The following is a 24645-nucleotide window of genomic DNA, read 5'->3' on the forward strand; positions in this document are numbered from 1 at the left end:
GCGGTGCGGCTATCGCGGGCAAGCCACGCTCCCACAGGATTCGCGCCGTACTCAAATGATGCGGCACACACTGAACCTGTGGGAGCTGGCTTGCCAGCGATAGGATTTCAACCAATCAGACGCGGGAAGCGAACAACGCCTGATGCTCACGGCACTGCTGCGCGCTCAGCATGAACACACCGTGACCACCGCGCTCGAACTCCAGCCAGGCGAAGTCGACTTCCGGGTACAACGCCTCGACGTGCACCTGGCTGTTGCCCACTTCGACAATCAGCAAGCCTTTCTCGGTCAGGTGATCCGCCGCTTCGGCAAGCATGCGACGTACAAGGTTCAAACCGTCATCGCCGCACGCCAGGCCCAGTTCCGGCTCGTGCTGGTATTCGTCCGGCATGTCGGCGAAATCTTCCGCATCGACGTAGGGCGGGTTCGACACGATCAGGTCGAAACGCTGGCCAGGCAAGCCCTCGAAGCCGTCGCCCTGCACCGTGTACACGCGCTCATCGACACCATGGCGCTCGATGTTCTGATTGGCCACTTCCAGTGCTTCGAACGAGAGGTCCGCCAGCACCACTTCGGCGTTCTGGAACTCGTAAGCACAGGCGATGCCAATGCAGCCGGAACCGGTGCACAAATCGAGAATCCGCGCCGGCTCGTTGGCCAGCCACGGGGTAAAACGGTTTTCGATCAGCTCGCCAATCGGCGAACGCGGGATCAACACACGCTGATCGACGATGAACGACATGCCGCAGAACCAGGCCTCGCCCAGCAGGTAGGCCGTTGGCACCCGCTCTTCGATGCGGCGCTTGAGCAGCAGCTGCAAGTGGACCACTTCGTCTTCTTCCAGATTGCAGTCGAGGTAGCTGTCGGCGATTTCCCACGGCAGGTGCAGCGCGCCCAGCACCAGTTGACGGGCTTCGTCCCAGGCATTGTCGGTGCCATGGCCGAAAAACAGATCCTCCCCATGGAAGCGGCTGACGGCCCAACGGATATGGTCACGCAGGGTGCGAAGGCGGGAAGTGATCACGACGGCAAACTCCAGAAAAATCGACGGGCGATTCTACCAGTCAAACGGCGCCACGACGACGCAGGAAAACGACCGACTCAAATGTAGGAGTTATCCGTTTTTTAGCCGGGCTATTGAACAAAACGTGACTATTGACAAGGCTAGAGGCCAGCAACCACGGCACCTACGATCGTAGCGATTCACAGAACCGCTCAGCCAGAGGACAATGGCGCAAAAGCCCCACTCCAAGGAGCCCCAGAATGTCCGTTCCAAAAACGATGTTTCAACTCAGCGGTCGCGGTTATCCGGCAGCCAAACTGAGTCATGCGACCCTTATCATCATCGATGCCCAGAAAGAGTATTTGAGCGGGCCGCTAGCCCTCAGCGGCATGGATGAGGCCGTCGCGAACATCAAGCAGTTACTCGCCGCGGCCCGTGCCGCCGGCCGGCCGATCGTGCATGTGCGCCACCTCGGCACGCTCGGTGGCATGTTCAACCCGCAAGGCGTCGGTGGTGAATTCATTCCGGGTCTTGAGCCACAGAGCGACGAAACCATCATCGGCAAATTGCTGCCGAGCGCGTTCCACGGTACCGAACTGGCCAAACGCCTGGAGGACCTCGGCGCCCTCGACCTCATCGTCTGCGGCTTCATGAGTCACTCGAGCGTCAGCACCACTGTGCGCGCCGCGAAGAACCTGGGTTTCCGCTGCACGCTTATCGAAGACGCCTGCGCCACACGCGACCTGCCCTACAAGGGCGGTGTCCTGAGCGCCGCGCACGTTCATCAGACCGAAATGGCGATCATGGGCGACAACTTCGCCACCCTTGCGCTGACCTGTGAACTGATCTGATCGACGCTCAATGAGCGGCCTGGAACGCCGCTCATCCGCAAAAACCTCTCATTTGCCGTAATTGTCTTAGCCTCAGGAACATCCCGGTCAACTCCCGGTCGAAGGGCCGATACCCATTGAGGAAGGTCGGAATGAAGTTATCCGATGGTTTTGACGCTCGCCGCTTGCGGCCCAAAGGCCAACACAACTGGCGTTTTCGAATCGGCGCGACGTTCGCGGCATTGCTGGCGATGTGCGGCGTGTTGCTCGCCATGGCCGGTACCGCCAGCCTGTTCGGCCACGTACCTGCCCTGGGTGAACTGAACACCAGCCGCACCGGTGCTGCCGTGATCCTGGCCATCGGCCTGTTCGTGCTGTACCTCGGTGTCTGGTTGTGGCGCCGTTGCCGCCGTCGCTCGCGGCAGTCGCGGGAACTGGCCATGTCCCCGCACCTGATGAAAAAACACGACTGAGACAAGCGCCGCGCGCGTTTTTGTCGCGCCCGATTCGCTTCGAGTTGGGTAAACTGGCCGCCCTTCGCGGAGGCTGACATGCAAGACGACGATTTTTCCCTGTTCAAAAGCGCGATCCAAGGCGTCAAGCCGATCAAGCACGATCGCGCCGAAACCGGCAAACCCAAGGCTGACCGTGCGCAGATTGCCAAGCTGCGTCAAGCGGCCACCGTGCGCACCGATGCCACCACCGTTGACGGTCTGTCCGATCAGTTCGTCATCGACGTCGGCCCTGAAGATGAGCTGATGTGGGCCCGCGATGGCGTGCAGGAAAGCCAGATGCGCAAGCTCAAGATCGGTCAGATTCCATTCGAAGGCAGCCTCGACCTGCACGGCATGAGCGTGGAAAAGGCCCGGGAAACCCTTTGGGCGTTCCTCGCCGAAGCAACCAAATTCGAAATCCGCTGCGTGCGCGTCACCCATGGCAAGGCAGTACGCCTGGACGGCAAGCGGCCGATGATCAAAAGCCACGTCAACACTTGGCTGCGCCAGCATCCGCAGGTGCTCGGCTTCACCTCGTGCCAGGCCAAACACGGCGGTGCCGGGGCGGTCTATGTGATGCTCAAACGCACCATGATGGAAGGTCGCGACGAGTAAAGCTGATGCGCCACGCTTGCAGCGTCGTGTCCGTCACCGTACCCTTGCCCTTTGCGTAAAATCCCACAGGTAGTTTCATGTCCCTGGAACAGAATTACACGGCGATCCTCGGCCAGCTCGGCGAGGACGTTTCCCGCGAAGGCCTGCTCGACACGCCAAAACGTGCCGCCAAAGCCATGCAGTACCTCTGCCGCGGCTATGAACAGACACTGGAAGAGGTCACCAACGGTGCCCTGTTCAGCTCCGACAACAGCGAAATGGTGCTGGTCAAGGACATCGAGTTGTACTCGTTGTGCGAACACCACCTGCTGCCGTTCATCGGCAAGGCGCACGTTGCCTACATTCCGAGCGGCAAGGTCCTGGGCCTGTCGAAGGTGGCGCGGATCGTTGATATGTACGCCCGTCGCCTGCAGATCCAGGAAAACCTCAGCCGCCAGATCGCCGATGCGGTCCAGCAAGTCACCGGCGCCCTGGGCGTTGCAGTGGTGATCGAGGCCAAGCACATGTGCATGATGATGCGCGGCGTGGAAAAGCAGAATTCGTCGATGATCACTTCGGTGATGCTCGGTGAATTCCGCGAGAACGCCGCCACCCGCAGCGAATTCCTCAGCCTCATCAAGTAATTCGCGGCACGAAGAAAACCGGCATTCATCGCCGGTTTTTTTTCGTCCGTGAAAAATCAGGTAAGCTGCGCGCCCTTCTTCGTTAGCACCGTGAGGCTTTCAACGTGTTCGTAAAAGCGCTTCGTGTCGGCCTTGGCCAACTGATCATCTTCATCGACTTCATCACGCGCCCGGGCAAGAAAAAGCGCCCCGCCGCGGCTCAGGCCCAGGTCGAAGCGGCCGCCAAAGGCCTGACGCTGTATCAATTCCACGCCTGCCCGTTCTGCGTGAAGACTCGCCGCACCCTGCGCCGCCTGAACGTGCCGGTGGCCCTTCGCGATGCGAAGAACAACGAACAGGATCGCCAGGCCTTGCTCGAGCAAGGCGGCAAGATCAAGGTGCCGTGCCTGCGTATCGAAGAAAATGGCCAGACCACCTGGATGTATGAGTCCAAGGTGATCATTGATTATCTGGACAAGCGTTTCGCGGCAGCCTGATGTTTTTTCGGTGAGGCTGATGGCCTCTTCGCGGGCAAGCCCGCTCCCACAGTGGGAATGCAGACACCTGTGGGAGCGGGCTTGCTCGCGAAGAGGCCGGCACAGGCACCGCAAACTTCAGACAAAAGTAAACCGGCCCTTGCGCCGGTTTATTTGTTTTCAGGCCGCTTGCGCCGCCTGCGCCTGACGCACCACCGCCGCCAGCCGCTTGAGCCCCTCCTCCAGCCGCACCGGGTCAATGTGGCTGAAGTTCAACCGCAAATACCCGTGATGCTTGTCCGGCTCGGGGAAGAACGGCTCGCCCGGCATGAACGCCACATCCTTGGCCAACGCCGCATTGAGCAAGGTTCGAGTGTCCAGCGGCTGCTTGAGTTTCAACCAGAAAAACAGCCCGCCCTGTGGCTCGTTCCAGTCCGCCAGATCAGAGAAGTGGGTTTGTAGCACCAGCTGGAACGCATCCCGGCGTTCCCGGTAAAAATCCCGTAGTTCACTGCGATGCTGCTGATACTTCTCGGTTCCGATCCATTGCAGTGCCTGCCACTGGCCAACCCGGTTGGTGTGCAGGTCCGCCGACTGCTTGAGTTTCAACAGATGGGGAAACAGGTCCGGGCTGGCGATCAGATAGCCAACGCGCAAACCTGGCAACAGGGTTTTCGACACCGTACCGGTATAGATCCAGCTGGCCTTCTTCAAGCGACCGACAATCGGCGTGGCGCTGCCACCGTCGAAAGTCAGTTCGCGATAAGGCTCGTCTTCGATCAGGGTGACGCCGAACTCGTCGAGCAGCGCTGCCACCGCGTCGCGCTTGGCTTCGCTGTAACGCACCGCCGAAGGATTCTGGAAGGTCGGGATCAGGTAGATGAAGGCCGGGCGGTGTTGCTCCAGGCGAGCGCGCAGCTCTGCCAGGTCCGGCCCGTCAGCCTCCAGCGGCACGGTCAGGCAATCGGCGCCGAACAGCTGGAAAATCTGCAATGCCGCCAGATAAGTCGGCGCTTCGAGCAGGATTTCGGCGCCCTTGTCGATGTAGAGCTTGGCAGCCAGATCCAGAGTTTGCTGTGAACCACTGACCACCAGTACCTGACTTGCCTCACATGCCACCCCCAACGCTCGCGCCTCGGCGGCCAACGCCTCACGCAGCGCCGGTTCGCCCTCGCTCATGCCGTATTGCCCCATGGAAAGCGGCATCTCGGCCCAATCGACCTTCGGCAGCATGGCTTCAGCCGGCAGACCTCCGGCGAACGACATCACTTGCGGGCGCTGGGCCGCGGCGAGGATTTCACGGATCAAAGAACTTTTAAGGCGTGAGACACGTTCGGAAAAAGCCATGGGGATCACCGGTAGCGAGGCATGAGGAAAATGAGTCAAACTTGTTGACCGAAATTACGCTTCTTCGAATGGATACGTCAACATGCTTGACCTTAAAAACCCGCTTTCCCAACAGCAAGCCATGGAAGCGTTTTTCTTCGGCTACCAGGCTTTCACCGCCAAGGCCGATGAAATGCTCGAACGCCGCGGCCTGAGCCGGGTGCATCAACGCATTGTGTTTTTCATCGCTCGTTATCCGAACCTGAGCGTCAAGGAATTGCTGGCCTTGCTTGGCGTAAGCAAGCAGGCGCTGAACATGCCGTTGCGGCAATTGCTGGAGATGCATCTGGTCGACAGCGTCGCGTCCGAATCGGACAAGCGTAAGCGGTTGCTGGAGTTGACTGCGGAAGGCGCGCGGTTTGAGCAAGCGTTGAGGCGCGAGCAGGTGAAATTGCTGGAGCGGGTGTTTGCCGAGGCTGGGGAGACGGCGGTGAATGGGTGGTTGGCGGTGAATCTGGCGTTGGGGAAAAGTCAGGCGCTTACCGACTGAATCAGTCTGCCTGCTGATTTTTATGCTGGCTGTTCCGGCCTCTTCGCGGGCAAGCCCGCTCCCACAGTGATGGATGGTGTCCACAAATCTTGTGCCTGACCGGGTTTCCTGTGGGAGCGGGCTTGCCCGCGAAGGGGCCGGTACAGGCGATATATCCCTATTGCCAAACTTTTCGTCGACAAAATCAAAAACATTATTTGCATTCTTTGTATACAAAAGCATAATCCACTTCGTGCGAGTTCCTGACCAAGCGGTCAACAAATTCGCAAGTGCCTCAAAGGGCCGCTGCCACCCTCATGGGTCCGGCCCTGGAAATAAAAATAAAACTCTTGAGGAGTATTCGCTGTGGAAAGCCGCAAATCCGAAGCATCGACGCTGGATCTCTCGCCGCCATTACGCAATGGCTTGCTGGAGCGTCTGTTCAAACTCAGCTTGCACGGCACCACGGTGAAGACCGAGCTGATTGCCGGTCTGACAACCTTCATCACCATGGCTTACATCATTTTCGTCAACCCCAACATCATGGCTGACGCCGGGATCGATCATGGTGCGGCATTCGTCGCCACCTGTATCGCTGCAGCACTCGGTTGCCTGTTGATGGGCCTGTACGCCAACTGGCCGGTCGGCCTGGCGCCAGGCATGGGGCTCAACGCCTTCTTCACCTACACCGTAGTCGGCACCATGGGCTACAACTGGGAAACCGCCCTCGGCGCGGTGTTTGTTTCCGGTGTGTTGTTCATGATCCTGACCTTCTCGCGGATCCGCGAATGGCTGCTCAACAGCATCCCGGTCAGCCTGCGCTTCGCCATGGGCGCCGGCGTGGGTCTGTTCCTGGGGCTGATCGGCCTGAAAACCGCGGGTATCGTCGTCGATAGCCCGGCCACGCTGATCAAGCTCGGCTCCCTGCGCGAACCCGGCCCGCTGCTCGCTGCCGTGTGCTTCCTGATGATCGCCATCCTCAGCTATCACAAGGTGTTCGGCGCAATCCTCATCAGCATCATCACCGTGACCCTCGCTGGCTGGGGTCTGGGCCTGGTGCACTACGAGGGCATCATGTCGGCCCCGCCAAGCCTGGCTCCGACCTGGATGGCCATGAACGTCGCCGGCGTGTTCAACGTCAGCATGATCAGCGTGGTCCTGGCGTTCCTCTTCGTACACATGTTCGACACCGCCGGCACCCTGATGGGTGTTGCTCAACGCGCCAACCTGGTAGGCGCTGACGGCAAGATCGAAAACCTCTCCCGCGCCATGAAAGCCGACAGTGCTTCCAGCGTATTCGGTGCAGTAGTCGGCGTTCCGCCGGTCACCAGCTACGTGGAAAGTGCTGCCGGTGTTGCAGCGGGTGGTCGGACTGGTCTTACCGCAGTGACCGTAGGTGTGCTATTTATTGCAGCCATGTTCTTCGCGCCGCTGGCCGGGATGATCCCTGCCTATGCAACCGCGGGTGCACTGATCTACGTAGCAATGCTGATGATGGGCGGCATGGCCCACATCGAATGGGATGAAGCGACCGACAGCATCCCGGCGATCGTCACTGCAATCATGATGCCTCTGACCTTCTCGGTCGCCGATGGCATCGCGCTGGGCTTCATCACCTACGTGGCGTTGAAGGCCGGCACCGGCAAGTACAAGGAAATCTCCGTAAGCCTGTGGGTGCTCTGCGCGATCTTCATCGCCAAGTTCATCTTCCTTTAAACCTTACGCGGGACCCGCTTCAAAACAGCCTCACCCCGTCGGGTGAGGCTTTTGTGCAAATGGAGGAAAGTGATGAATCTGGAAACCTGGCTGCTGTTCAGCGGCGCTGCGCTGATAGTGATCCTGATCCCGGGGCCGCTGTCTTTGCTGATGATCAGCAACAGTCTGAATTACGGCCTGCGCCGCTCTTACCCGGCCTTTCTCGGCGGCGTGTCCGCATCGATCTGCCTGCTGAGCGCTTCGGCGCTGGGCCTGGGGGCGTTGCTACTGGCGTCGGAACAGCTGTTCAGCGCCCTGAAGATTCTTGGTGCCCTTTACCTGTTCTACCTCGCCTGGCAGAGCTGGCGGCAATCGCGCCTGCCTTCCCACGGCGCCGAAGTGCCGCAAACAGCGCCGGTGCCTCGCTTTCGTGCACTGTTCGGCCGTGCCTTCATGCTCGGCGCCAGCAACCCGAAGGACATCCTGTTCTTCGCCGCTTTCCTGCCGCAGTTCTTGAGTGCCGAACAGCCGTTCCTGCCGCAGCTGCTGGTGATGATTGTCACTTGGACACTGCTGGATCTGGCCTGCAAGCTGGCTTATGGCCTCGGTGCCCATGGTGCGGCGCGGTATCTGCGCAGTGGCAAGGGCCAGAGCTGGTTTAACCGGATCAGTGCGGGGTTGTTCAGTGGTGCGGGGACTGCGTCCCTGCTGAGCCGCTAAAAGCTGTAGGAGCGAGCTTGCTCGCGATGGACGTCAACGATGACGCGGGCCATCTGAATGCCCGCTTTGTCTGGGCCTCCATCGCGAGCAAGCTCGCTCCTACAGACGAAAAAAAGCCCGCAGTGTGAGCGGGCGAAAGACCAAAGAAGCTATATGCGCAGTCGCTTCCAGGGTGCAGCAGCTGCTTGGGGGATCAGCTGCCGCGATAGGTGGAGTAGCTGTAAGGCGAAATCAACAACGGCACATGGTAGTGATCCTGCTCGGCGGAGATGCCGAAACGCAGCACCACGACATCCAGGAAGGCCGGCTCCGGCAGCTTGACGCCGCGGGCGCGGTAGTAATCGCCGGCATGAAACTGAACCTGATAGACCCCGGTGCGGTAGTCATCACCTTGCAGCAGCGGTGCATCGACACGGCCATCGCTGTTGGTTATCGCGCTGGCGACCAATTCCAGGTGCGATCCTTCAACGCGGTACAACTCGACCTTGATCGAGCTGCCCGGGCAACCGTGTGCTGCGTCCAAAACGTGTGTAGTCAAACGTCCCATTGATTCTGCGCGCCTGCCTGCGTGGAGCAGTCAGACTTCGCGCCTCCCGAAGTCAGTTGAAAAGGAGACCGCACCGATTCGGAGCACGAAAAGTTGCGGCGAGCGACTGATTAAGACACTTTTAAAAAAAATTGTACACAATAAAAACGACATTTTTCGCGTTATACCCGGCACTTGCACATTTACCGGCGATTTCCCGCCGAACTGCACACTCCATAGACCCGTCATCAAATTACTGACCAGTCAGGCAGATTTCTTGCAGGCTCACGCCAATAGCAGTAAAAGATGACAGTCGGTTAAAAATGCGAAAATTCAGGCTTACAAAGTGAATATAAAGTTGTATACAATCAGCCCATCGCTGTGACGCCAGCCTGCCACCAATCTCCAGCTGCGTCACACCAACCGTCATCATCGAACAAGAAGGAAGCCTGCAGTGAGCGCTGACTACCCACGCGACCTGGTCGGTTACGGCAGTAACCCTCCTCATCCACACTGGCCGGGCAATGCCCGCATAGCCCTGTCGTTCGTACTCAATTACGAAGAAGGCGGCGAGCGCAACATCCTGCACGGCGACAAAGAGTCCGAAGCCTTCCTCTCGGAAATGGTGTCTGCCCAGCCGCTGCAAGGCGCGCGCAACATGAGCATGGAATCGCTTTACGAGTATGGCAGCCGTGCCGGCGTGTGGCGGATCCTGAAGCTGTTCAAGGAATTCGACATTCCGCTGACCATCTTCGCCGTGGCCATGGCCGCCCAGCGTCACCCGGATGTGATCCGCGCCATGGTCGATGCCGGCCACGAGATCTGCAGCCACGGCTACCGCTGGATCGACTACCAGTACATGGACGAAGCCCAGGAACGCGAGCACATGCTCGAAGCGATCCGCATCCTCACCGAAATCACCGGTGAACGCCCGCTGGGCTGGTACACCGGCCGCACCGGCCCGAACACCCGTCGCCTGGTGATGGAAGAAGGCGGTTTCCTCTACGACTGCGACACCTACGACGACGACCTGCCCTACTGGGAACCGAACAACCCGACCGGCAAGCCGCACCTGGTGATCCCGTACACCCTGGACACCAACGACATGCGCTTCACCCAGGTTCAGGGTTTCAACAAGGGCGACGACTTCTTCGAATACCTCAAGGATGCGTTCGATGTGCTCTACGCCGAAGGCGCCGAAGCACCGAAGATGCTGTCGATCGGCCTGCACTGCCGCCTGATCGGCCGTCCGGCGCGTCTGGCTTCGCTCAAGCGCTTTATCGAATACGCTAAAAGTCATGAACAGGTGTGGTTCAGCCGTCGCGTCGACATTGCCCGCCACTGGCAGCAAACCCACCCGTACCAAGGGGCCGCGAAATGAGCGCCTTTCAAACATTGAAACCATCGACATTGAGCCGTGACGCCTTCGTCAAAGCCTTCGCCGACATCTACGAACATTCGCCATGGGTGGCCGAAAAGGCCTTCGACCTGGGCCAGGATGCCTCGATCGACGAGATCGAAACCCTGCACCAGCGCATGAGCGACATCCTGTTGAGCGCCGATCACGAAAGCCAGTTGGCTCTGATCAACGCTCACCCGGACCTGGCCGGCAAAGCCGCCGTCCAGGGCCAGTTGACCGAAGCCAGCACTAATGAACAGGCTGGCGCCGGTATTCACCAATGCACGGCCGAAGAGTTCCAGCGCTTCACCGAGCTGAACGACGCCTACAAAGCCAAGTTCAAGTTTCCCTTCATCATGGCGGTAAAAGGCAGCAACCGGCATCAGATCCTCGCAGCGTTCGAAACGCGCATCCACAACCCGGTCGACACCGAGTTCAAATGCGCGCTGGCGCAGATCAACAAGATCGCCCTGTTCCGATTACTGACCCTATAGCAAGCCTGGCCCAGCGATTTCATGAACGCCGAAACCGCCCAGGGCCTTGCAAGCATCCCAAGCCAACTTATTAAAGGCAGACAAGAAGAATGAAAGCTTACGCCGTACCTTTCGAGAAGTTCGTCAACCTGGCCGACGCCCGCCTGGGCACCAAAATCATCTCGGTCACCGATGACTGGTTCGCAGACGCCAACCGTCTGTTCCAACCGACCCCGGCCGTATGGAAGGAGGGCGTGTTCGATGACAACGGCAAGTGGATGGACGGCTGGGAATCGCGCCGCAAGCGCTTCGAAGGCTTCGACAGCGCCGTGATCCGCCTGGGCGTACCGGGTTCGATCAAGGGCGTCGACATCGACACTTCATTCTTCACCGGCAACTTCCCGCCATCGGCGTCCCTGGAAGCCTGCTTCCTGGCGTCGGGCGAGCCTGATGAAAACACCCAGTGGACTGAAGTGCTGTCCGCTGTCGAGCTGCAAGGCAACAGCCACCACTACCACGAAATCAGCAACGACCAGGCCTTCAGCCACCTGCGCTTCAACATCTACCCGGATGGCGGCGTGGCCCGCCTGCGTGTGTACGGCGTGCCGTTCCGCGACTGGTCGGCCATCGGCGACAACGAGCAAGTCGACCTGGCCGCCGCCCTCAACGGCGGCCGTGCCCTCGCCTGCTCCGATGAACACTTCGGCCGCATGAGCAACATCCTCAACCCGGGCCGTGGCATCAACATGGGCGACGGCTGGGAAACCGCGCGTCGCCGTACCCCGGGCAATGACTGGGTCATCGTCGCGCTGGGTCATGCCGGTGAAGTCGAGAAAGTCATCGTCGACACCCTGCACTTCAAGGGCAACTACCCGGACAGCTGCTCGATCCAGGGCGCCTTCGTGAAGGGCGGCACCGACAGCCAGATCGAAACCCAATCGCTGTTCTGGCGCGAACTGTTGCCAAGCCAGAAGCTGGAAATGCACGCCGAACACACCTTCGCCGAGCAGATCAAGGCACTGGGCCCGATCACCCACATCCGCCTGAACGTGTTCCCGGATGGTGGTGTAAGCCGCCTGCGCGTATTGGGCAAGGTCGCTAAATAAGCGGTGAGGCCATTCGCGAGCAGGCTCGCTCCCACAGGGGTACGCGGTCGAAATGTGGGAGCGAGCCTGCTCGCGAAGACAATAGAACAGACAACAACGAATTCGGATAAGAAGACCAGCATGCGCACACTGACGATTGAACCGCTGACCAAAGAAGCCTTCGCCCCTTTCGGTGACGTGATCGAAACCGACGGCAGCGATCACTTCATGATCAACAACGGTTCGACCATGCGCTTCCATAAACTGGCGACGGTCGAAACCGCAACGCCAGAGGACAACGCGATCATCAGCATCTTCCGCGCCGACGCGCAGGACATGCCGCTGACCGTCAGCATGCTGGAGCGCCATCCGCTGGGCAGCCAGGCTTTCATTCCGCTGCTCGGCAACCCCTTTCTGATCGTGGTCGCGCCACTTGGCGATGAACCTGTATCAGGCTTGGTCCGCGCCTTCGTCACCAACGGCAGGCAGGGCATTAATTACCATCGCGGCGTCTGGCACCACCCGGTGCTGACGATCGAAAAGCGGGATGACTTCCTGGTGGTTGATCGCAGTGGCACAGGCAATAACTGCGATGAGCATTTTTTCAAAGAGGATGAGCGTTTGATCCTCGCCCCCCACCAATAAGAGAAGGTCTGATCACTCGACAACAGAGTGACAGGCGAGAGGTAAAGACTGTGGAAGCACATCTGTTGGAATGGCTGAACCTGAGCGTGCGCTGGGTTCATATGATTACTGGTGTGGCCTGGATCGGCGCATCGTTCTACTTCGTCTGGCTGGAAAACAACCTCAACCGGGTCAACCCGAGAACCGGCCTGGCCGGCGATTTGTGGGCGATCCACGGCGGCGGTATCTACCACCTGGAAAAATACAAACTGGCTCCACCGACCATGCCGGACAACCTGCACTGGTTCAAATGGGAAGCCTACTTCACCTGGATGTCGGGGATCGCGCTGCTGTGCGTGGTGTTCTACTCCAACCCGACGCTCTACCTGCTGGCTCCGGGCAGCACCCTGAGCGGTCCTGAAGGCGTGGCCATCGGTCTCGGCTCGCTGTTCATCGGCTGGTTCATCTACTCCTTCCTGTGCGACTCGGCCCTGGGCAAACGCCCTGCCCTGCTCGGTTTCATCCTGTTCGTGCTGATCATCGGCGCAGCCTACGGCTTCAGCAAGGTGTTCAGCGGTCGCGGTGCGTACCTGCACGTCGGCGCGATCATCGGCACCATCATGGTCGGCAACGTGTTCCGCATCATCATGCCGGCGCAACGCGCACTGGTGGCGGCAATCGCCGAGAACCGCACGCCGGATCCGGCCCTGCCGGCCAAAGGCCTGCTGCGCTCGCGTCACAACAACTACTTCACCTTGCCGGTGCTGTTCATCATGATCAGCAACCACTTCCCGAGCACCTACGGCAGCCAGTACAACTGGTTGATCCTGGCCGGGATCGCGGTACTGGCGGTGTTGGTGCGTCACTACTTCAACACCCGTCATGACAGCCACAAGTTTGCCTGGACCCTGCCGGTGGCAGCGGTGGGCATGATCTGCCTGGCTTATGTGTCCGGTCCGAAGCCGATGTCCAGCGCCCCTGAAGTGGCCAACGCTCCAGTGAAAATCGAATACCAGCCGCTACCGGAAACCGCAGTGGGCGGTGGATTGAAACCTGCTGAAGCCAAACCTGCACAAGCGCCTGCTGCCGCTGCGGCTCAGGCCTCCAATGCCGGCCCGGGTTTCGACAAGGTGCACAGCGTGATTCAGGAACGCTGCACGGTCTGCCACTCGGCCAAGCCCACCAGCCCGCTGTTCAGTGCAGCACCGGCCGGTGTGATGCTGGACACTCCCGAGCAAATCCGCCAGAACGCACCGCGGATCCAGGCGCAAGCCGTCACCAGCCAGATCATGCCACTGGGCAACATCACCCAGATGACCCAGCAGGAACGTGACCTGATCGGTGCCTGGATTGTGCAGGGAGCCCAGACCAATTAATCGCTGAACGCTTCGCGAGCAGGCTCGCTCCCACATGGACACCATCAATCCCTGTGGGAGCGGGCTTGCTCGCGAAAGCGTCGGGTCAGTCAACAACGATGTTGAATGTTATGGCCTCTTCGCGAGCAAGCCCGCTCCCACAGGTTTGCCCAATGCACAAAATCACAAGAATAAAAAAGATCCGAGGTGTTGCATGTCCGAGCTATCCGCAGCGCGCATCCCCGACGCACCCGCCATTCAGCGTTTGCCCCTCTTGCAACTGATCCTGGTCGGTTTGCAACATGTTCTGCTGATGTACGGTGGCGCCATCGCGGTGCCGCTGATCATCGGACAGGCCGCTGGCCTGAGTCGTGAAGAAATCGCCTTTCTGATCAACGCCGACCTGCTGGTGGCCGGTATTGCCACCATCGTCCAGTCCCTCGGCATCGGCCCCATGGGCATTCGCATGCCGGTGATGATGGGGGCCAGTTTCGCCGCTGTCGGCAGCATGGTCGCCATGGCCGGCATGCCCGGTATCGGCCTGCAAGGGATCTTCGGCGCGACCATCGCCGCCGGTTTCTTCGGCATGCTCATCGCCCCGTTCATGTCCAAGGTCGTGCGCTTCTTCCCGCCGCTGGTGACCGGCACGGTCATCACCTCGATTGGTTTGTCGCTGTTCCCCGTGGCCGTGAACTGGGCCGGCGGCGGTGCCAGCGCCGCTCAGTTCGGCTCGCCTATCTACCTGACCATCGCCGCCCTGGTGCTGGGCACCATCCTGTTGGTCCACCGTTTCATGCGCGGCTTCTGGGTCAATATTTCCGTGCTGATCGGCATGTGCCTGGGCTACGTGCTCTGCGGCCTGCTCGGCATGGTCGACCTCAGCGGCATGGCTCAGGCGCCATGGCTGCAATTCGTCACCCCGCTGCATTTCGGCATGCCGAAATTCGAACTCGCACCGATCCTGTCGATGTGCCTGGTGGTGGTGATTATTTTCGTCGAGTCCACCGGGATGTTTCTTGCGCTGGGCAAGATCACCGGCCAGGAAGTCTGCCCACGGATGCTGCGTCGCGGCTTGCTGTGCGATGCCGGCGCCTCGTTCTTCGCCGGGTTCTTCAACACCTTCACCCACTCCTCCTTTGCCCAGAACATCGGCCTGGTGCAGATGACCGGCGTGCGCTGCCGCTCCGTGACCATCGTCGCCGGCGGTTTGCTGATCGTCCTGAGCCTGCTCCCCAAGGCCGCGTTCCTGGTGGCCTCGATCCCTCCGGCAGTCCTGGGCGGCGCAGCGATTGCGATGTTCGGCATGGTCGCCGCCACCGGGATCAAGATTCTCCAGGAAGCCGATATCGGTGATCGTCGCAACCAATTGCTGGTGGCGGTGAGCATCGGCATGGGCCTGATCCCGGTGGTGCGCCCGGAGTTTTTCGCCCACCTGCCCGTGTGGATGAGCCCGATCACCCACAGCGGCATCGCCATGGCCACCCTCAGCGCGCTGACGCTGAACCTGCTGTTCAACATCCTCGGTGGCGCCGAACGCGCGGCCATCAACGACTGCCACGCCCACTAAGACAGAAATACACACCCCCTGTAGGAGCGAGCCTGCTCGCGATGAACCCGAGAACACCGCGTTTATCCAGATAACACGCGTAATCGTTGACGACCATCGCGAGCAAGCTCGCTCCTACAGGGGTAGGGGTTTCCTGCGCCTTGAAAATAAAAACAAGAGGGAGCAACAGATGATTCGGACACAAACCAACCTGCTGTTGGGTGCAGGCCTGCTGGCCGCGAGTCAGGCCATGGCCGGCGATTTACTGCTGTGGCAAACCAACAGCCTGAGCTATCTGTACGGCAAGGATTTCGCGGTCAATCCGTCGATCCAGCAGACGATAACCTTCGAGCACGCCGACCGCTGGAAGTACGGCGACAACTTCATGTTCATCGACAGCACCTACTACAACGGCGAGAAAGACCGGAACAAAGGCGTCCACGCCTACTACGGCGAGTTCAGCCCGCGCCTCTCCCTGGGCAAGATCCTCGACCGTCGCTTCGAGTTCGGCCCGATCAAGGACGTGCTGCTGGCCATGACCTACGAAAATGGCGAAGACGACACCGAGGCCTACCTGATCGGCCCCGGATTCGACCTGGCAGTACCGGGCTTCAATTTTTTCACCCTGAACTTCTATTACCGCCAGACCGAAGGCTCGCGTCCCGGCGACGATGTCTGGCAGATCACGCCGGCCTGGTCCTTCACCCTGCCATTGGGCAACTCGAACCTGTTGATCGACGGCTACATGGACTGGGTAGTGGATAACGACCAGAACGCCCATGGCACCTATCACGCCAACCTGCACTTCAACCCGCAGATCAAGTACGACCTGGGCAAGGCCTTGGGCTGGCGGGAGAAACAAGTGTACGTCGGCGCCGAATACAGCTACTGGAAAGACAAGTACGGCATCGAAAACAGCGGCAAATTCGACACCAATGAAAACACCACCAGCCTGCTGGTGAAGGTGCATTTCTGATGCTGCCCCGCAACCGTGCGCCAAACCTGTCGTCGGTGCGCCGTTGCGGAGCACTTGAGACCTGGCCGAGGAGTCAGTATTCTCCGCGGCCGCCCGAATCCGGTTTAAAAAAAAGCCCGGATGTAAAACCTGACCAGCAGGCCAACTTATCCCGGCGCTGGCAGGCACCAAGGCACTCCAACCCCCCTCTCAATCGACCGCTTTTGAGCCGTCGAGCGGGAGTTTTTTTGCTTTTTGAAAGCCTTGGCTCAGCTCTTGCTATCAGCACAAAGCTGACCGACTGGATGATTTTTTACCGCTACGGAAAAAGGCGCCACACCAGAGCGCCGACCTTAAAAAAATAACGTGGAACCACCTACTTTTTGGGAGCAACCGAATGAAACGTACGTGCACTAGCCTGATGCTGGCGGGATCGATGCTGGCCGGGGGCCAGGCCATGGCCGGCGATTTGCTGCAGTGGCAGAACAACAGCCTGACCTACCTGTATGGCAAGGACTTTCAGGTCAACCCGCGCATCCAGCAAACGGTGACCTTCGAACACGCCGATGGCTGGAAGTACGGTGACAACTTCTTCTTCATCGACAAGATCTTCTACAACGGCAAGGAAGACCACTTCGCGGGTGAAAACACCCACTATGGCGAGCTCAGCCCGCGCCTGTCGTTCAACAAGATCTTCGACCAGAAGTTCGAGTTAGGCCCGATCAAGGACGTCCTGCTGGCCATGACCTATGAGTTCGGCGAAGACGACACCGAGTCGTACCTGATCGGTCCGGGTTTCGACCTGGCCATCCCCGGCTTCGACTACTTCCAGTTGAACTTCTACAACCGTCACACCGAAGGCGACCGCCCGGGCGACAACATCTGGCAGGTCTCGCCGGTCTGGTCCTACACCATCCCGGTGGGTGACTCGGATGTGCTGATCGACGGCTTCATGGACTGGGTCGTCGACAACGATGTCAACAGCAAAGGCGAATACCACGCCAACCTGCACTTCAACCCACAGGTCAAATACGACCTGGGCAAGGCGCTGAACCTGGGTGCCAAGCAGCTGTACGTCGGTGTCGAATATGACTACTGGAAAAACAAGTACGGGATTGAAGACAGCCAAGGCTTCAAGACGGATCAGAGCGTGACCAGTTTCCTGGTCAAGGTTCACTTCTGATCATTTAATTCTGTAGGCGTCTGTATGGGCGCCTTCGCGAGCAAACCCGCTCCCACATTTGATCTGCGCCGTACGCAATTATTGTGTTCGCTGAAAATCGAGTGTGGGAGCGGGCTTGCTCGCGAATGGCTGCACCACCTATCTCAAGCCGAGACTGCAGGCTCCGCCAAGCCGAGAAACCGGCATAACTCCCCGCGCTTGGCCAACGCATCGCTGCGCCCCAGTTCGATCAACTCGCTGCAATACCCCGCCTCGAACAGCAGGTAGCTCAGTACCCCTGCCCCGCTGGTCTTGGTCGCACCCGGCCCCCGCAGGAACAGACGCAGCGCCGCCGGCAACTCCTGACGATGTCGCGCGGCAATCTCATCAATCGGCTGGCTCGGTGAAATCACCAGCACGTCCACCGGCGCCACGCCCAATGCGCGGGTCGGTGTGCCATCAGGCATCAGGTGACTGAACTGGTTCAGGCGCTGCAACAACTCGATGTCACTTTCCAGGCTGTCAATGAACGTACTGTTGAGCATGTGCCCGCCGATCTGCGCCAGGGTCGGCTGCTGACCGGTGTAGCTGCGCTGCAAGGGTTGTTGCGGGTCGATACCGCGGGGGTTGCCGCTGACGCCCACCACCAGCACCCGACTGGCGCCCAGATGCAGCGCCGGGCTGATCGGCGCCGACTGACGCACCGCGCCATCACCGAAATACTCTTCGCCGATTTTCACCGGGGCGAACAGCAGCGGAATCGCTGAACTGGCGAGCAAGTGTTCAACCGACAGTCGGGTGGGAACGCCGATGCGTCGATGGCGCAACCAGGCATCGATCTTGCCGCCGCCCTGATAGAACGTGACGGCCTGGCCGGACTCATAGCCGAACGCCGTGACCGCCACCGCATGCAATTGCTTCTGTGCGATCGCTTCGGCGATGCCCTCCATATGCAGCTTGTCGTTGAGCAGATCCCGCAGCGGCGAACTGTTGAGCAGCGCCACCGGAACCTGGGAGCCGATGCCGAGCAAGCTGTGGCTGACAAAGCGAGTGGCCTGGCGAATGACCCCGGGCCAGTCGCTGCGCAATACCAGAGGGCTGCGAAAGCCCTGCCAGAAGGCCGTCAGGCGTTGGATGGCATGACGAAAGTCCATTGCCCCGCTGGCGAGGCTGACGGCATTGATCGCGCCTGCCGAGGTGCCGACGATCACCGGAAACGGATTGCTCGCCCCCGGCGGCAGCAATTCGGCAATCGCTGCCAGCACCCCGACCTGATAAGCCGCCCGAGCCCCGCCACCGGAAAGAATCAACCCTGTAACCGGTTCAACTGGACTCATGCACAACTCTCCATGGTGCTTGATGGGATTTCGTTGTTTCGGCCTGTTCCCTTGTGGGAGCGAGCTTGCGAGCGATGGACGTTAACGATGACGCTGGGAGCCTGACGCCCCGTGGCGCTCTCTGGTCCATCTCGAGCAGGCTCGCTCCTACAGGGGATCGGGGTTCAACGGCGTTTGGCGTACAGCTTCGGCTCGCCCGGTGGACGGCTCTTGAAGCGGCGGTGGGCCCACAGGTATTGCTCGGGATATTGGCGCAGGACGCCTTCGATCCATTGGTTGATGCGAATGCAGTCTTCTTCCTCGGTTTCTCCGGGGAAGCCTTCGAGCGGCGCATGGATCACCAGGCGATAACCGCTGCCGTCCGCCAGACGCTCCTGGGTGAACGGCACCACCAGCGCCTTGCCCAGCCGCGCAAACTTGCTCGTGGCAGTAACGGTCGCCGCCTGAATGCCGAACAGCGGCACGAAGATGCTTTGCTTGGCGCCGTAGTCCTGATCCGGCGCGTACCAGATCGCGCGGCCCGAGCGCAGCAATTTGAGCATGCCGCGCACGTCTTCACGCTCTATCGCCAGCGAATCGAGGTTGTGCCGCTCGCGGCCCTGGCGCTGGATATAGTCGAACAGCGGATTCTTATGCTCGCGGTACATGCCGTCGATGGTGTGCTGCTGACCGAGCAACGCCGCGCCGATTTCCAGCGTGGTGAAGTGCAGCGCCATCAGGATCACGCCCTTGCCTTCGCGCTGGGCCTGCTGCAAGTACTCCAGCCCTTCAACGTGAGCGAGACTCGCCAGGCGCTTGCGCGACCACCACCAGCTCATCGCCATTTCAAAAAACGCGATACCGGTGGAGGCGAAGTTTTCCTTGAGCAGGCGTTTGCGTTCGGCGGCGGTTTTTTCCGGAAAACACAGTTCCAGATTGCGCTTGGCAATGCGCCGTCTGTCGCCGGCCACGCGATACATCAATGCGCCCAATGCTCGGCCGATCCACAGCAGTGCCGGATACGGCAACTGGACGATGAGCCACAACAGCCCCAGGCCACACCACAGCGGCCAGAAACGTGGAGATAGAAATGCTTTTCGAAAACGCGGGCGGTCCATTAATGCTTCCGGAATGACAATGGCCGCGCATTCTACATCGTTCGACCCGGCTTGCGGCCTGCGGGCGTTCTCGTTATAAGTCTCGGCACTTTTAGTGACAAGTCGTTGTATGCCGACCATGAGCCAAACCGAACCGCTAGACCAAGATCCCGTGTTCCAGTTGAAGGGCAGCATGCTGGCCATTACGGTGCTGGAACTGGCCCGTAACGACCTGGAAAGCCTTGATCGGCAACTGGCCGCCAAGGTCGCCCAGGCGCCCAACTTCTTCAGCAACGCGCCGCTGGTACTGGCCCTGGACAAACTCCCGGCCAACGAAGGCGCCGTCGATCTGCCCGGCCTGATGCGCGTATGCCGCCAGCACGGCCTGCGCACCCTGGCGATCCGAGCCAGCCGCATCGAAGACATTGCCGCCGCCATTGCGGTCGACCTGCCGGTGCTGCCACCGTCCGGTGCCCGGGAGCGTCCACTGGACCTGACCGAAGGCGAATCGAAGAAAAAACCGGAAAAACCGCCTGAACCGACCATCAAGCCGACAAAAATCATCACCTCGCCGGTACGTGGTGGCCAGCAGATTTATGCCCAGGGCAGCGATCTGGTGGTGATCTCCTCGGTCAGCCCGGGGGCGGAACTTCTCGCCGATGGCAACATCCATGTATACGGCCCGATGCGTGGTCGCGTATTGGCCGGCGTCAAGGGCGACACCAAGGCGCGGATTTTCTGTCAGCAAATGAGTGCTGAACTGATTTCCATTGCCGGACATTACAAGGTTTCCGAAGATCTGCGCCGCGATCCTCTGTGGGGTTCGGGTGTGCAGGTCAGCCTGTCCGGCGACGTGTTGAACATCATTCGGCTTTAACGGATACTGCCGCATTTTCCAAGCATCTCTAAAACGTAGCGAAAACGGCTCAAACGAAGTAGGAAAAAGGCCGAAAGCAGTGTTTACCGGGGGTAAGCGCCGCTCAAAACCGGATTCCAGCCAAGGCTGTCCGACTGCAGTAGTTTTTCAGGAGATGTTTTTCAGGGGCTGAAAAGTCCTTTTTCCTTAGGGGTGAAACACCTTGGCCAAGATTCTCGTGGTTACATCCGGCAAGGGTGGTGTGGGTAAGACCACCACCAGCGCCGCTATCGGTACCGGCCTCGCTCTGCGCGGCCACAAAACAGTTATCGTCGACTTCGACGTGGGCTTGCGTAACCTCGACCTGATCATGGGTTGCGAGCGCCGCGTGGTGTATGACTTCGTCAACGTGGTCAACGGCGAAGCCAACCTGCAACAGGCCCTGATCAAAGACAAGCGCCTGGAAAACCTCTACGTGCTGGCCGCCAGCCAGACCCGCGACAAAGACGCGCTGACCGTCGAAGGCGTGGAAAAAGTCCTGATGCAACTCAAGGAAGACTTTGAGTTCGTGGTCTGCGATTCCCCGGCGGGCATCGAGAAAGGCGCCCACCTGGCCATGTACTTCGCCGATGAAGCGATCGTCGTGACCAACCCGGAAGTCTCCTCGGTACGTGACTCCGACCGCATGCTCGGCCTGCTGGCCAGCAAGTCCCGTCGCGCCGAACGCGGCGAAGACCCGATCAAGGAACACCTGCTGATTACCCGTTATCACCCGGAGCGTGTGAGCAAAGGCGAAATGCTCGGCGTAGAAGACGTCAAGGAAATCCTTTCGGTGACCCTGCTCGGCGTGATCCCTGAATCCCAGGCGGTGCTCAAGGCATCCAACCAGGGTGTTCCGGTGATTCTCGACGACCAGAGCGATGCCGGCCAGGCCTACAGCGATACCGTTGACCGCCTGCTGGGCAAGACCGTGGATCATCGATTCCTTGATGTACAGAAGAAGGGATTCTTCGAGCGCCTGTTTGGAGGCAACTAAGCAATGAACCTTTTTGACTTCTTTCGTGCCAACAAAAAGCAAAGCACCGCGTCGGTAGCGAAAGAGCGTCTACAGATCATCGTGGCGCACGAACGCGGCCAACGCAGCACCCCGGACTACCTGCCGGCCTTGCAGAAGGAACTGGTCGAGGTGATCCGCAAGTACGTCAATATCGGGTCCGATGACGTGCACGTCGCACTGGAAAGCCAGGGCAGCTGCTCGATTCTGGAACTCAACATCACCCTGCCTGATCGCTGAGTCGATCCGCCAGGAGCCACGGCGGCTCAGGCCCTTCAAGCCTTTGTAGGAGCTGCCGCAGGCTGCGATCTTTGATTTTGCATTTCAAAAACAAGATCAAAGATCGCAGCCTGCGGCAACAGAAACGAGGGGCCTGAGCCGCCGTTGGCGTTTGTTACGAGGCTGTTTTAATGCCGTTGTCCAACATCCACATCATCCATCAGGACGCTGCCGTACTGGTAGTGAACAAACCGACCCTGTTGCTCTCTGTCCCTGGCCGGGCCGATGACAACAAGGACTGCCTGATTACCCGCCTGCAGGAAAACGGCTACCCGGAAGCGCGAATCGTCCATCGGCTGGACTGGGAAACTTCCGGCATCATCCTGCTGGCCCGCGACCCGGATACCCATCGCGAGCTGTCCCGGCAATTTCACGACCGCGAAACCGAAAAGGCCTACACCGCCCTGTGCTGGGGTCAACCGGAACTGGACAGCGGCAGCATCGACCTGCCCTTGCGCTACGACCCGCCGACCAAGCCGCGGCATGTGGTCGATCATGAGTTCGGCAAACATGCGCTGACCTTCTGGCGCGTGCTGGAGCGTAGCGGCGACTGGTGCCGCGTTGAGCTGACACCGATTACCGGCCGCTCCCACCAGTTGCGCGTGCACATGCTTTCGATCGGTCATCCGCTGCTGGGTGACGGGCTCTATGCCCACGAGCAGGCGCTGGCGGCCTGGCCGCGCCTGTGCCTGCACGCGAGCATGCTGACCTTCACCCATCCCCAGACCGGTGAGCGCCTGCGCTTCGAGTGCCCGGCACCGTTCTGAACGCAACGCACTCCCCCCTGTAGGAGCGAGCTTGCTCCGGGCGGCGTTCCGACGATGGTCGTCAACGATAACGCGGGAAGCCTGGCGCCCCGCGGCGTTCTTGGGATCATCGCGAGCAAGCTCGCTCCTACAGGGGGGGCGCCACTCCACCCGCACACCACCGCCAATTCCCTGACCAATACGTTAAACTGGCGCCACTGCTGTCTGGAGCTACTTTATGCGCGAAGAGTTGAACCAAGGCCTGATCGATTTCCTCAAGGCCTCCCCTACCCCGTTCCATGCCACCGCCAGCCTTGTTCAGCGCCTGGAAGCGGCGGGTTATCAACGCCTCGACGAGCGCGAGCCGTGGAATACCGAAGCCAACGGCCGCTACTACGTCACCCGCAATGACTCTTCGATTGTCGCGATCAAAATGGGCCGCCATTCGCCGCTGCACGGCGGCATTCGCCTGGTCGGCGCCCACACCGACAGCCCGTGCCTGCGCGTCAAGCCGCAACCGGAGCTGCAGCGCCAGGGTTTCTGGCAGTTGGGTGTCGAAGTCTATGGCGGCGCACTGCTGGCACCGTGGTTCGACCGCGACCTGTCCCTGGCCGGCCGCGTGACCTTCCGGCGTGACGGCAAGGTCGAGAGCCAGTTGATCGACTTCAAGGCCCCGGTCGCGATCATTCCGAACCTGGCGATTCACCTCAACCGCGAAGCCAACATGGGCTGGGCCATCAACGCCCAGACCGAACTGCCGCCGATCCTCGCGCAATTCGCCGGTGACGAGCGCGTGGACTTCCGCGCGGTGCTCACCGACCAGCTCGCCCGCGAACACGGCCTGAACGCTGATGTGGTGCTCGATTACGAGCTGAGTTTCTACGACACCCAAAGCGCTGCGGTCATTGGCCTGCATGGCGATTTCATCGCCGGCGCGCGCCTGGACAACCTGCTGTCGTGCTACGCCGGCCTGCAAGCGCTGCTGACGGCCGACACCGACGAAACCTGCGTGCTGGTCTGCAACGACCACGAAGAAGTCGGTTCCTGCTCGGCCTGCGGTGCCGACGGCCCGATGCTTGAGCAAACCCTGCGTCGCCTGCTGCCTGAAGGGGATGAACTCGTACGCACAATTCAGAAATCCCTGCTGGTTTCGGCTGACAACGCCCACGGCGTGCACCCCAACTACGCCGACAAGCACGATGCCAACCACGGCCCGAAACTTAACGCCGGCCCAGTGATCAAGGTCAACAGCAACCAGCGCTACGCCACCAACAGCGAAACCGCCGGGTTCTTCCGCCATCTGTGCATGGCTGAAGAAGTGCCGGTGCAAAGCTTCGTGGTGCGCAGTGACATGGGTTGTGGCTCGACCATCGGCCCGATCACCGCCAGCCACCTGGGCGTGCGCACCGTGGACATCGGCCTGCCGACGTTCGCCATGCACTCGATCCGCGAACTGTGCGGCAGCCACGACCTGGCGCACCTGGTCAAGGTACTGAGCGCGTTCTACGCCTGCCGCGAATTGCCGTAAACCCTGTAGGAGCTGCCGCAGGCCGCGATCTTTTGATTTTGTTTTTAAGATCAGGATCAAAAGATCGCAGCCTGCGGCAGCTCCTACACACGCACATCACTTCGGCCGCGTCAAAAGCGGCCTAGACTTCAAGTATCCCTTCGACAAGGCTGTCTCCATGATCTCGATGTCCTCCTTTCACGCCATGCTGATCCCGATTCTTGCCGGGATGCTCCTGCTGGCCGTCGGTTTCAACTTTCGCGACAAAAATGCCGGTGTGTTCGCCATGTGGATCGGCATGCTGACCATCCTCGCGACCGTGGTGATCAAGATCCTCGCCAAACTCAACGAATAATTCATCGCCCTTGGCTCGCA

28 protein-coding genes are annotated in these 24645 nt (G+C 60.0%); 23 read left to right on the forward strand and 5 right to left on the reverse strand.

Going from position 1 to position 24645, the window contains the following annotated elements; all coding sequences use genetic code 11:
* Positions 1–115: 115 nt before the first annotated feature.
* The gene (prmB, locus tag KSS91_RS20085; RefSeq protein ID WP_015096112.1) at positions 116–1024 is read right to left on the reverse strand and encodes a 50S ribosomal protein L3 N(5)-glutamine methyltransferase; all 909 of its coding nucleotides are present in this window, start codon (positions 1022–1024) and stop codon (positions 116–118) included.
* Positions 1025–1263: 239 nt separating this feature from the next.
* Between prmB and KSS91_RS20090 the strand changes: the two genes are divergently transcribed.
* From KSS91_RS20090 to KSS91_RS20110, 5 genes are all read left to right on the forward strand, one after another.
* A complete protein-coding gene (locus tag KSS91_RS20090) occupies positions 1264–1854 on the forward strand; it encodes a cysteine hydrolase family protein (protein ID WP_007974909.1) in 591 nt (196 codons plus the stop codon).
* 131 nt (positions 1855–1985) lie between these two features.
* A complete protein-coding gene (locus KSS91_RS20095; RefSeq protein ID WP_217835905.1) occupies positions 1986–2306 on the forward strand; it encodes a hypothetical protein in 321 nt (106 codons plus the stop codon).
* Between the two features lie 78 nt (positions 2307–2384).
* Positions 2385–2942: a Smr/MutS family protein gene (locus tag KSS91_RS20100; RefSeq protein ID WP_217835906.1), complete on the forward strand. Its 558-nt coding sequence runs from the start codon at positions 2385–2387 to the stop codon at positions 2940–2942.
* 77 nt (positions 2943–3019) lie between these two features.
* Complete coding sequence (gene folE, locus KSS91_RS20105) at positions 3020–3565, forward strand: GTP cyclohydrolase I FolE (protein ID WP_003204506.1); 546 nt, start codon at positions 3020–3022, stop codon at positions 3563–3565.
* Positions 3566–3669: 104 nt separating this feature from the next.
* Complete coding sequence (locus KSS91_RS20110; protein WP_126046593.1) at positions 3670–4041, forward strand: glutathione S-transferase N-terminal domain-containing protein; 372 nt, start codon at positions 3670–3672, stop codon at positions 4039–4041.
* 159 nt (positions 4042–4200) lie between these two features.
* On the opposite strand, the gene KSS91_RS20115 is transcribed toward KSS91_RS20110, so the two are convergent.
* A complete protein-coding gene (locus KSS91_RS20115; RefSeq protein ID WP_217835907.1) occupies positions 4201–5367 on the reverse strand; it encodes an aminotransferase-like domain-containing protein in 1167 nt (388 codons plus the stop codon).
* 82 nt (positions 5368–5449) lie between these two features.
* Between KSS91_RS20115 and KSS91_RS20120 the strand changes: the two genes are divergently transcribed.
* From KSS91_RS20120 to KSS91_RS20130, 3 genes are all read left to right on the forward strand, one after another.
* The gene (locus KSS91_RS20120; RefSeq protein ID WP_015096116.1) at positions 5450–5896 is read left to right on the forward strand and encodes a MarR family winged helix-turn-helix transcriptional regulator; all 447 of its coding nucleotides are present in this window, start codon (positions 5450–5452) and stop codon (positions 5894–5896) included.
* A gap of 345 nt (positions 5897–6241) precedes the next feature.
* Positions 6242–7591 (forward strand): NCS2 family permease, encoded by a 1350-nt coding sequence (locus KSS91_RS20125; protein ID WP_015096117.1) that lies wholly within the window; start codon positions 6242–6244, stop codon positions 7589–7591.
* A 72-nt stretch (positions 7592–7663) separates the two neighbouring features.
* Positions 7664–8290: a LysE family translocator gene (locus KSS91_RS20130; protein ID WP_217835908.1), complete on the forward strand. Its 627-nt coding sequence runs from the start codon at positions 7664–7666 to the stop codon at positions 8288–8290.
* Positions 8291–8483: 193 nt separating this feature from the next.
* Here KSS91_RS20130 and uraH read toward each other — a convergent pair whose 3' ends face one another.
* Complete coding sequence (uraH, locus tag KSS91_RS20135; RefSeq protein WP_007974925.1) at positions 8484–8837, reverse strand: hydroxyisourate hydrolase; 354 nt, start codon at positions 8835–8837, stop codon at positions 8484–8486.
* Between the two features lie 433 nt (positions 8838–9270).
* Here uraH and puuE point away from each other — a divergent pair, with 433 nt between their 5' ends.
* The 9 genes from puuE to KSS91_RS20180 all read left to right on the forward strand — a co-directional run bounded on the left by puuE (position 9271) and on the right by KSS91_RS20180 (position 17436).
* A complete protein-coding gene (puuE, locus tag KSS91_RS20140) occupies positions 9271–10197 on the forward strand; it encodes an allantoinase PuuE (protein WP_126046599.1) in 927 nt (308 codons plus the stop codon).
* On the forward strand, positions 10194–10709 hold the full coding sequence (gene uraD, locus KSS91_RS20145; protein WP_217835909.1) for a 2-oxo-4-hydroxy-4-carboxy-5-ureidoimidazoline decarboxylase: 516 nt from the start codon (positions 10194–10196) through the stop codon (positions 10707–10709). The genes puuE and uraD overlap by 4 nt, the downstream gene beginning before the upstream one ends.
* A gap of 89 nt (positions 10710–10798) precedes the next feature.
* Complete coding sequence (alc, locus tag KSS91_RS20150; protein ID WP_007974931.1) at positions 10799–11794, forward strand: allantoicase; 996 nt, start codon at positions 10799–10801, stop codon at positions 11792–11794.
* A gap of 120 nt (positions 11795–11914) precedes the next feature.
* Positions 11915–12418, forward strand: a complete 504-nt coding sequence (locus KSS91_RS20155; RefSeq protein ID WP_007960046.1) for an ureidoglycolate lyase — start codon at positions 11915–11917, stop codon at positions 12416–12418.
* 50 nt (positions 12419–12468) lie between these two features.
* Positions 12469–13773: a urate hydroxylase PuuD gene (locus KSS91_RS20160; protein ID WP_217835910.1), complete on the forward strand. Its 1305-nt coding sequence runs from the start codon at positions 12469–12471 to the stop codon at positions 13771–13773.
* A gap of 193 nt (positions 13774–13966) precedes the next feature.
* On the forward strand, positions 13967–15319 hold the full coding sequence (locus KSS91_RS20165) for a nucleobase:cation symporter-2 family protein (RefSeq protein WP_102699324.1): 1353 nt from the start codon (positions 13967–13969) through the stop codon (positions 15317–15319).
* Between the two features lie 169 nt (positions 15320–15488).
* Positions 15489–16274 (forward strand): outer membrane protein OmpK, encoded by a 786-nt coding sequence (locus KSS91_RS20170; protein WP_126046605.1) that lies wholly within the window; start codon positions 15489–15491, stop codon positions 16272–16274.
* Positions 16274–16618: a hypothetical protein gene (locus KSS91_RS20175; RefSeq protein ID WP_217835911.1), complete on the forward strand. Its 345-nt coding sequence runs from the start codon at positions 16274–16276 to the stop codon at positions 16616–16618. Before KSS91_RS20170 ends, KSS91_RS20175 begins: the two co-directional genes overlap by 1 nt.
* Before the next feature lie 32 nt (positions 16619–16650).
* Positions 16651–17436: an outer membrane protein OmpK gene (locus tag KSS91_RS20180; protein ID WP_095964010.1), complete on the forward strand. Its 786-nt coding sequence runs from the start codon at positions 16651–16653 to the stop codon at positions 17434–17436.
* A gap of 143 nt (positions 17437–17579) precedes the next feature.
* On the opposite strand, the gene KSS91_RS20185 is transcribed toward KSS91_RS20180, so the two are convergent.
* Complete coding sequence (locus KSS91_RS20185; RefSeq protein WP_217835912.1) at positions 17580–18752, reverse strand: patatin-like phospholipase family protein; 1173 nt, start codon at positions 18750–18752, stop codon at positions 17580–17582.
* A gap of 164 nt (positions 18753–18916) precedes the next feature.
* Positions 18917–19849 carry a lipid A biosynthesis lauroyl acyltransferase gene (locus tag KSS91_RS20190; RefSeq protein ID WP_015096126.1) on the reverse strand — a complete coding sequence of 311 codons (933 nt, stop codon included), beginning with the start codon at positions 19847–19849 and terminating at the stop codon, positions 18917–18919.
* A 118-nt stretch (positions 19850–19967) separates the two neighbouring features.
* Here KSS91_RS20190 and minC point away from each other — a divergent pair, with 118 nt between their 5' ends.
* The 6 genes from minC (at position 19968) to KSS91_RS20220 (ending at position 24625) form a co-directional block, all read left to right on the forward strand.
* Positions 19968–20705 carry a septum site-determining protein MinC gene (minC, locus tag KSS91_RS20195; protein WP_217835913.1) on the forward strand — a complete coding sequence of 246 codons (738 nt, stop codon included), beginning with the start codon at positions 19968–19970 and terminating at the stop codon, positions 20703–20705.
* A gap of 202 nt (positions 20706–20907) precedes the next feature.
* The gene (gene minD, locus KSS91_RS20200; protein WP_007974946.1) at positions 20908–21720 is read left to right on the forward strand and encodes a septum site-determining protein MinD; all 813 of its coding nucleotides are present in this window, start codon (positions 20908–20910) and stop codon (positions 21718–21720) included.
* A gap of 3 nt (positions 21721–21723) precedes the next feature.
* Positions 21724–21978, forward strand: a complete 255-nt coding sequence (gene minE, locus KSS91_RS20205) for a cell division topological specificity factor MinE (protein WP_007974947.1) — start codon at positions 21724–21726, stop codon at positions 21976–21978.
* Between the two features lie 170 nt (positions 21979–22148).
* On the forward strand, positions 22149–22784 hold the full coding sequence (locus KSS91_RS20210) for an RluA family pseudouridine synthase (RefSeq protein ID WP_217835914.1): 636 nt from the start codon (positions 22149–22151) through the stop codon (positions 22782–22784).
* Positions 22785–23001: 217 nt separating this feature from the next.
* Entirely contained in the window at positions 23002–24291 is a 1290-nt protein-coding gene (locus KSS91_RS20215) for a M18 family aminopeptidase (RefSeq protein WP_217835915.1), read from the forward strand.
* Between the two features lie 157 nt (positions 24292–24448).
* Positions 24449–24625, forward strand: coding sequence for a hypothetical protein (locus tag KSS91_RS20220; protein WP_015096128.1), 177 nt, complete (start codon positions 24449–24451; stop codon positions 24623–24625).
* Positions 24626–24645 lie beyond the last annotated feature (20 nt).

The sequence above is a fragment of the Pseudomonas azerbaijanorientalis genome, assembly GCF_019139795.1.
Classification (GTDB): Bacteria; Pseudomonadota; Gammaproteobacteria; order Pseudomonadales; family Pseudomonadaceae; genus Aquipseudomonas; species Aquipseudomonas laurylsulfatiphila.

Excerpts from the sequence above, each read along its gene's own strand:
- KSS91_RS20090 (WP_007974909.1), top strand. The coding sequence starts at position 1,264 with ATGTCCGTTCCAAAAACGATGTTTCAACTCAGCGGTCGCGGTTATCCG.
- KSS91_RS20095 (WP_217835905.1), top strand. The coding sequence starts at position 1,986 with ATGAAGTTATCCGATGGTTTTGACGCTCGCCGCTTGCGGCCCAAAGGC.
- KSS91_RS20100 (WP_217835906.1), top strand. The coding sequence starts at position 2,385 with ATGCAAGACGACGATTTTTCCCTGTTCAAAAGCGCGATCCAAGGCGTC.
- folE (WP_003204506.1), top strand. The coding sequence starts at position 3,020 with ATGTCCCTGGAACAGAATTACACGGCGATCCTCGGCCAGCTCGGCGAG.
- KSS91_RS20115 (WP_217835907.1), bottom strand. The coding sequence starts at position 5,367 with ATGGCTTTTTCCGAACGTGTCTCACGCCTTAAAAGTTCTTTGATCCGT.
- KSS91_RS20120 (WP_015096116.1), top strand. The coding sequence starts at position 5,450 with ATGCTTGACCTTAAAAACCCGCTTTCCCAACAGCAAGCCATGGAAGCG.
- KSS91_RS20130 (WP_217835908.1), top strand. The coding sequence starts at position 7,664 with ATGAATCTGGAAACCTGGCTGCTGTTCAGCGGCGCTGCGCTGATAGTG.
- uraH (WP_007974925.1), bottom strand. The coding sequence starts at position 8,837 with ATGGGACGTTTGACTACACACGTTTTGGACGCAGCACACGGTTGCCCG.
- uraD (WP_217835909.1), top strand. The coding sequence starts at position 10,194 with ATGAGCGCCTTTCAAACATTGAAACCATCGACATTGAGCCGTGACGCC.
- alc (WP_007974931.1), top strand. The coding sequence starts at position 10,799 with ATGAAAGCTTACGCCGTACCTTTCGAGAAGTTCGTCAACCTGGCCGAC.
- KSS91_RS20155 (WP_007960046.1), top strand. The coding sequence starts at position 11,915 with ATGCGCACACTGACGATTGAACCGCTGACCAAAGAAGCCTTCGCCCCT.
- KSS91_RS20165 (WP_102699324.1), top strand. The coding sequence starts at position 13,967 with ATGTCCGAGCTATCCGCAGCGCGCATCCCCGACGCACCCGCCATTCAG.
- KSS91_RS20170 (WP_126046605.1), top strand. The coding sequence starts at position 15,489 with ATGATTCGGACACAAACCAACCTGCTGTTGGGTGCAGGCCTGCTGGCC.
- KSS91_RS20175 (WP_217835911.1), top strand. The coding sequence starts at position 16,274 with ATGCTGCCCCGCAACCGTGCGCCAAACCTGTCGTCGGTGCGCCGTTGC.
- KSS91_RS20180 (WP_095964010.1), top strand. The coding sequence starts at position 16,651 with ATGAAACGTACGTGCACTAGCCTGATGCTGGCGGGATCGATGCTGGCC.
- KSS91_RS20185 (WP_217835912.1), bottom strand. The coding sequence starts at position 18,752 with ATGAGTCCAGTTGAACCGGTTACAGGGTTGATTCTTTCCGGTGGCGGG.
- KSS91_RS20190 (WP_015096126.1), bottom strand. The coding sequence starts at position 19,849 with ATGGACCGCCCGCGTTTTCGAAAAGCATTTCTATCTCCACGTTTCTGG.
- minC (WP_217835913.1), top strand. The coding sequence starts at position 19,968 with ATGAGCCAAACCGAACCGCTAGACCAAGATCCCGTGTTCCAGTTGAAG.
- minE (WP_007974947.1), top strand. The coding sequence starts at position 21,724 with ATGAACCTTTTTGACTTCTTTCGTGCCAACAAAAAGCAAAGCACCGCG.
- KSS91_RS20210 (WP_217835914.1), top strand. The coding sequence starts at position 22,149 with ATGCCGTTGTCCAACATCCACATCATCCATCAGGACGCTGCCGTACTG.
- KSS91_RS20215 (WP_217835915.1), top strand. The coding sequence starts at position 23,002 with ATGCGCGAAGAGTTGAACCAAGGCCTGATCGATTTCCTCAAGGCCTCC.
- KSS91_RS20220 (WP_015096128.1), top strand. The coding sequence starts at position 24,449 with ATGATCTCGATGTCCTCCTTTCACGCCATGCTGATCCCGATTCTTGCC.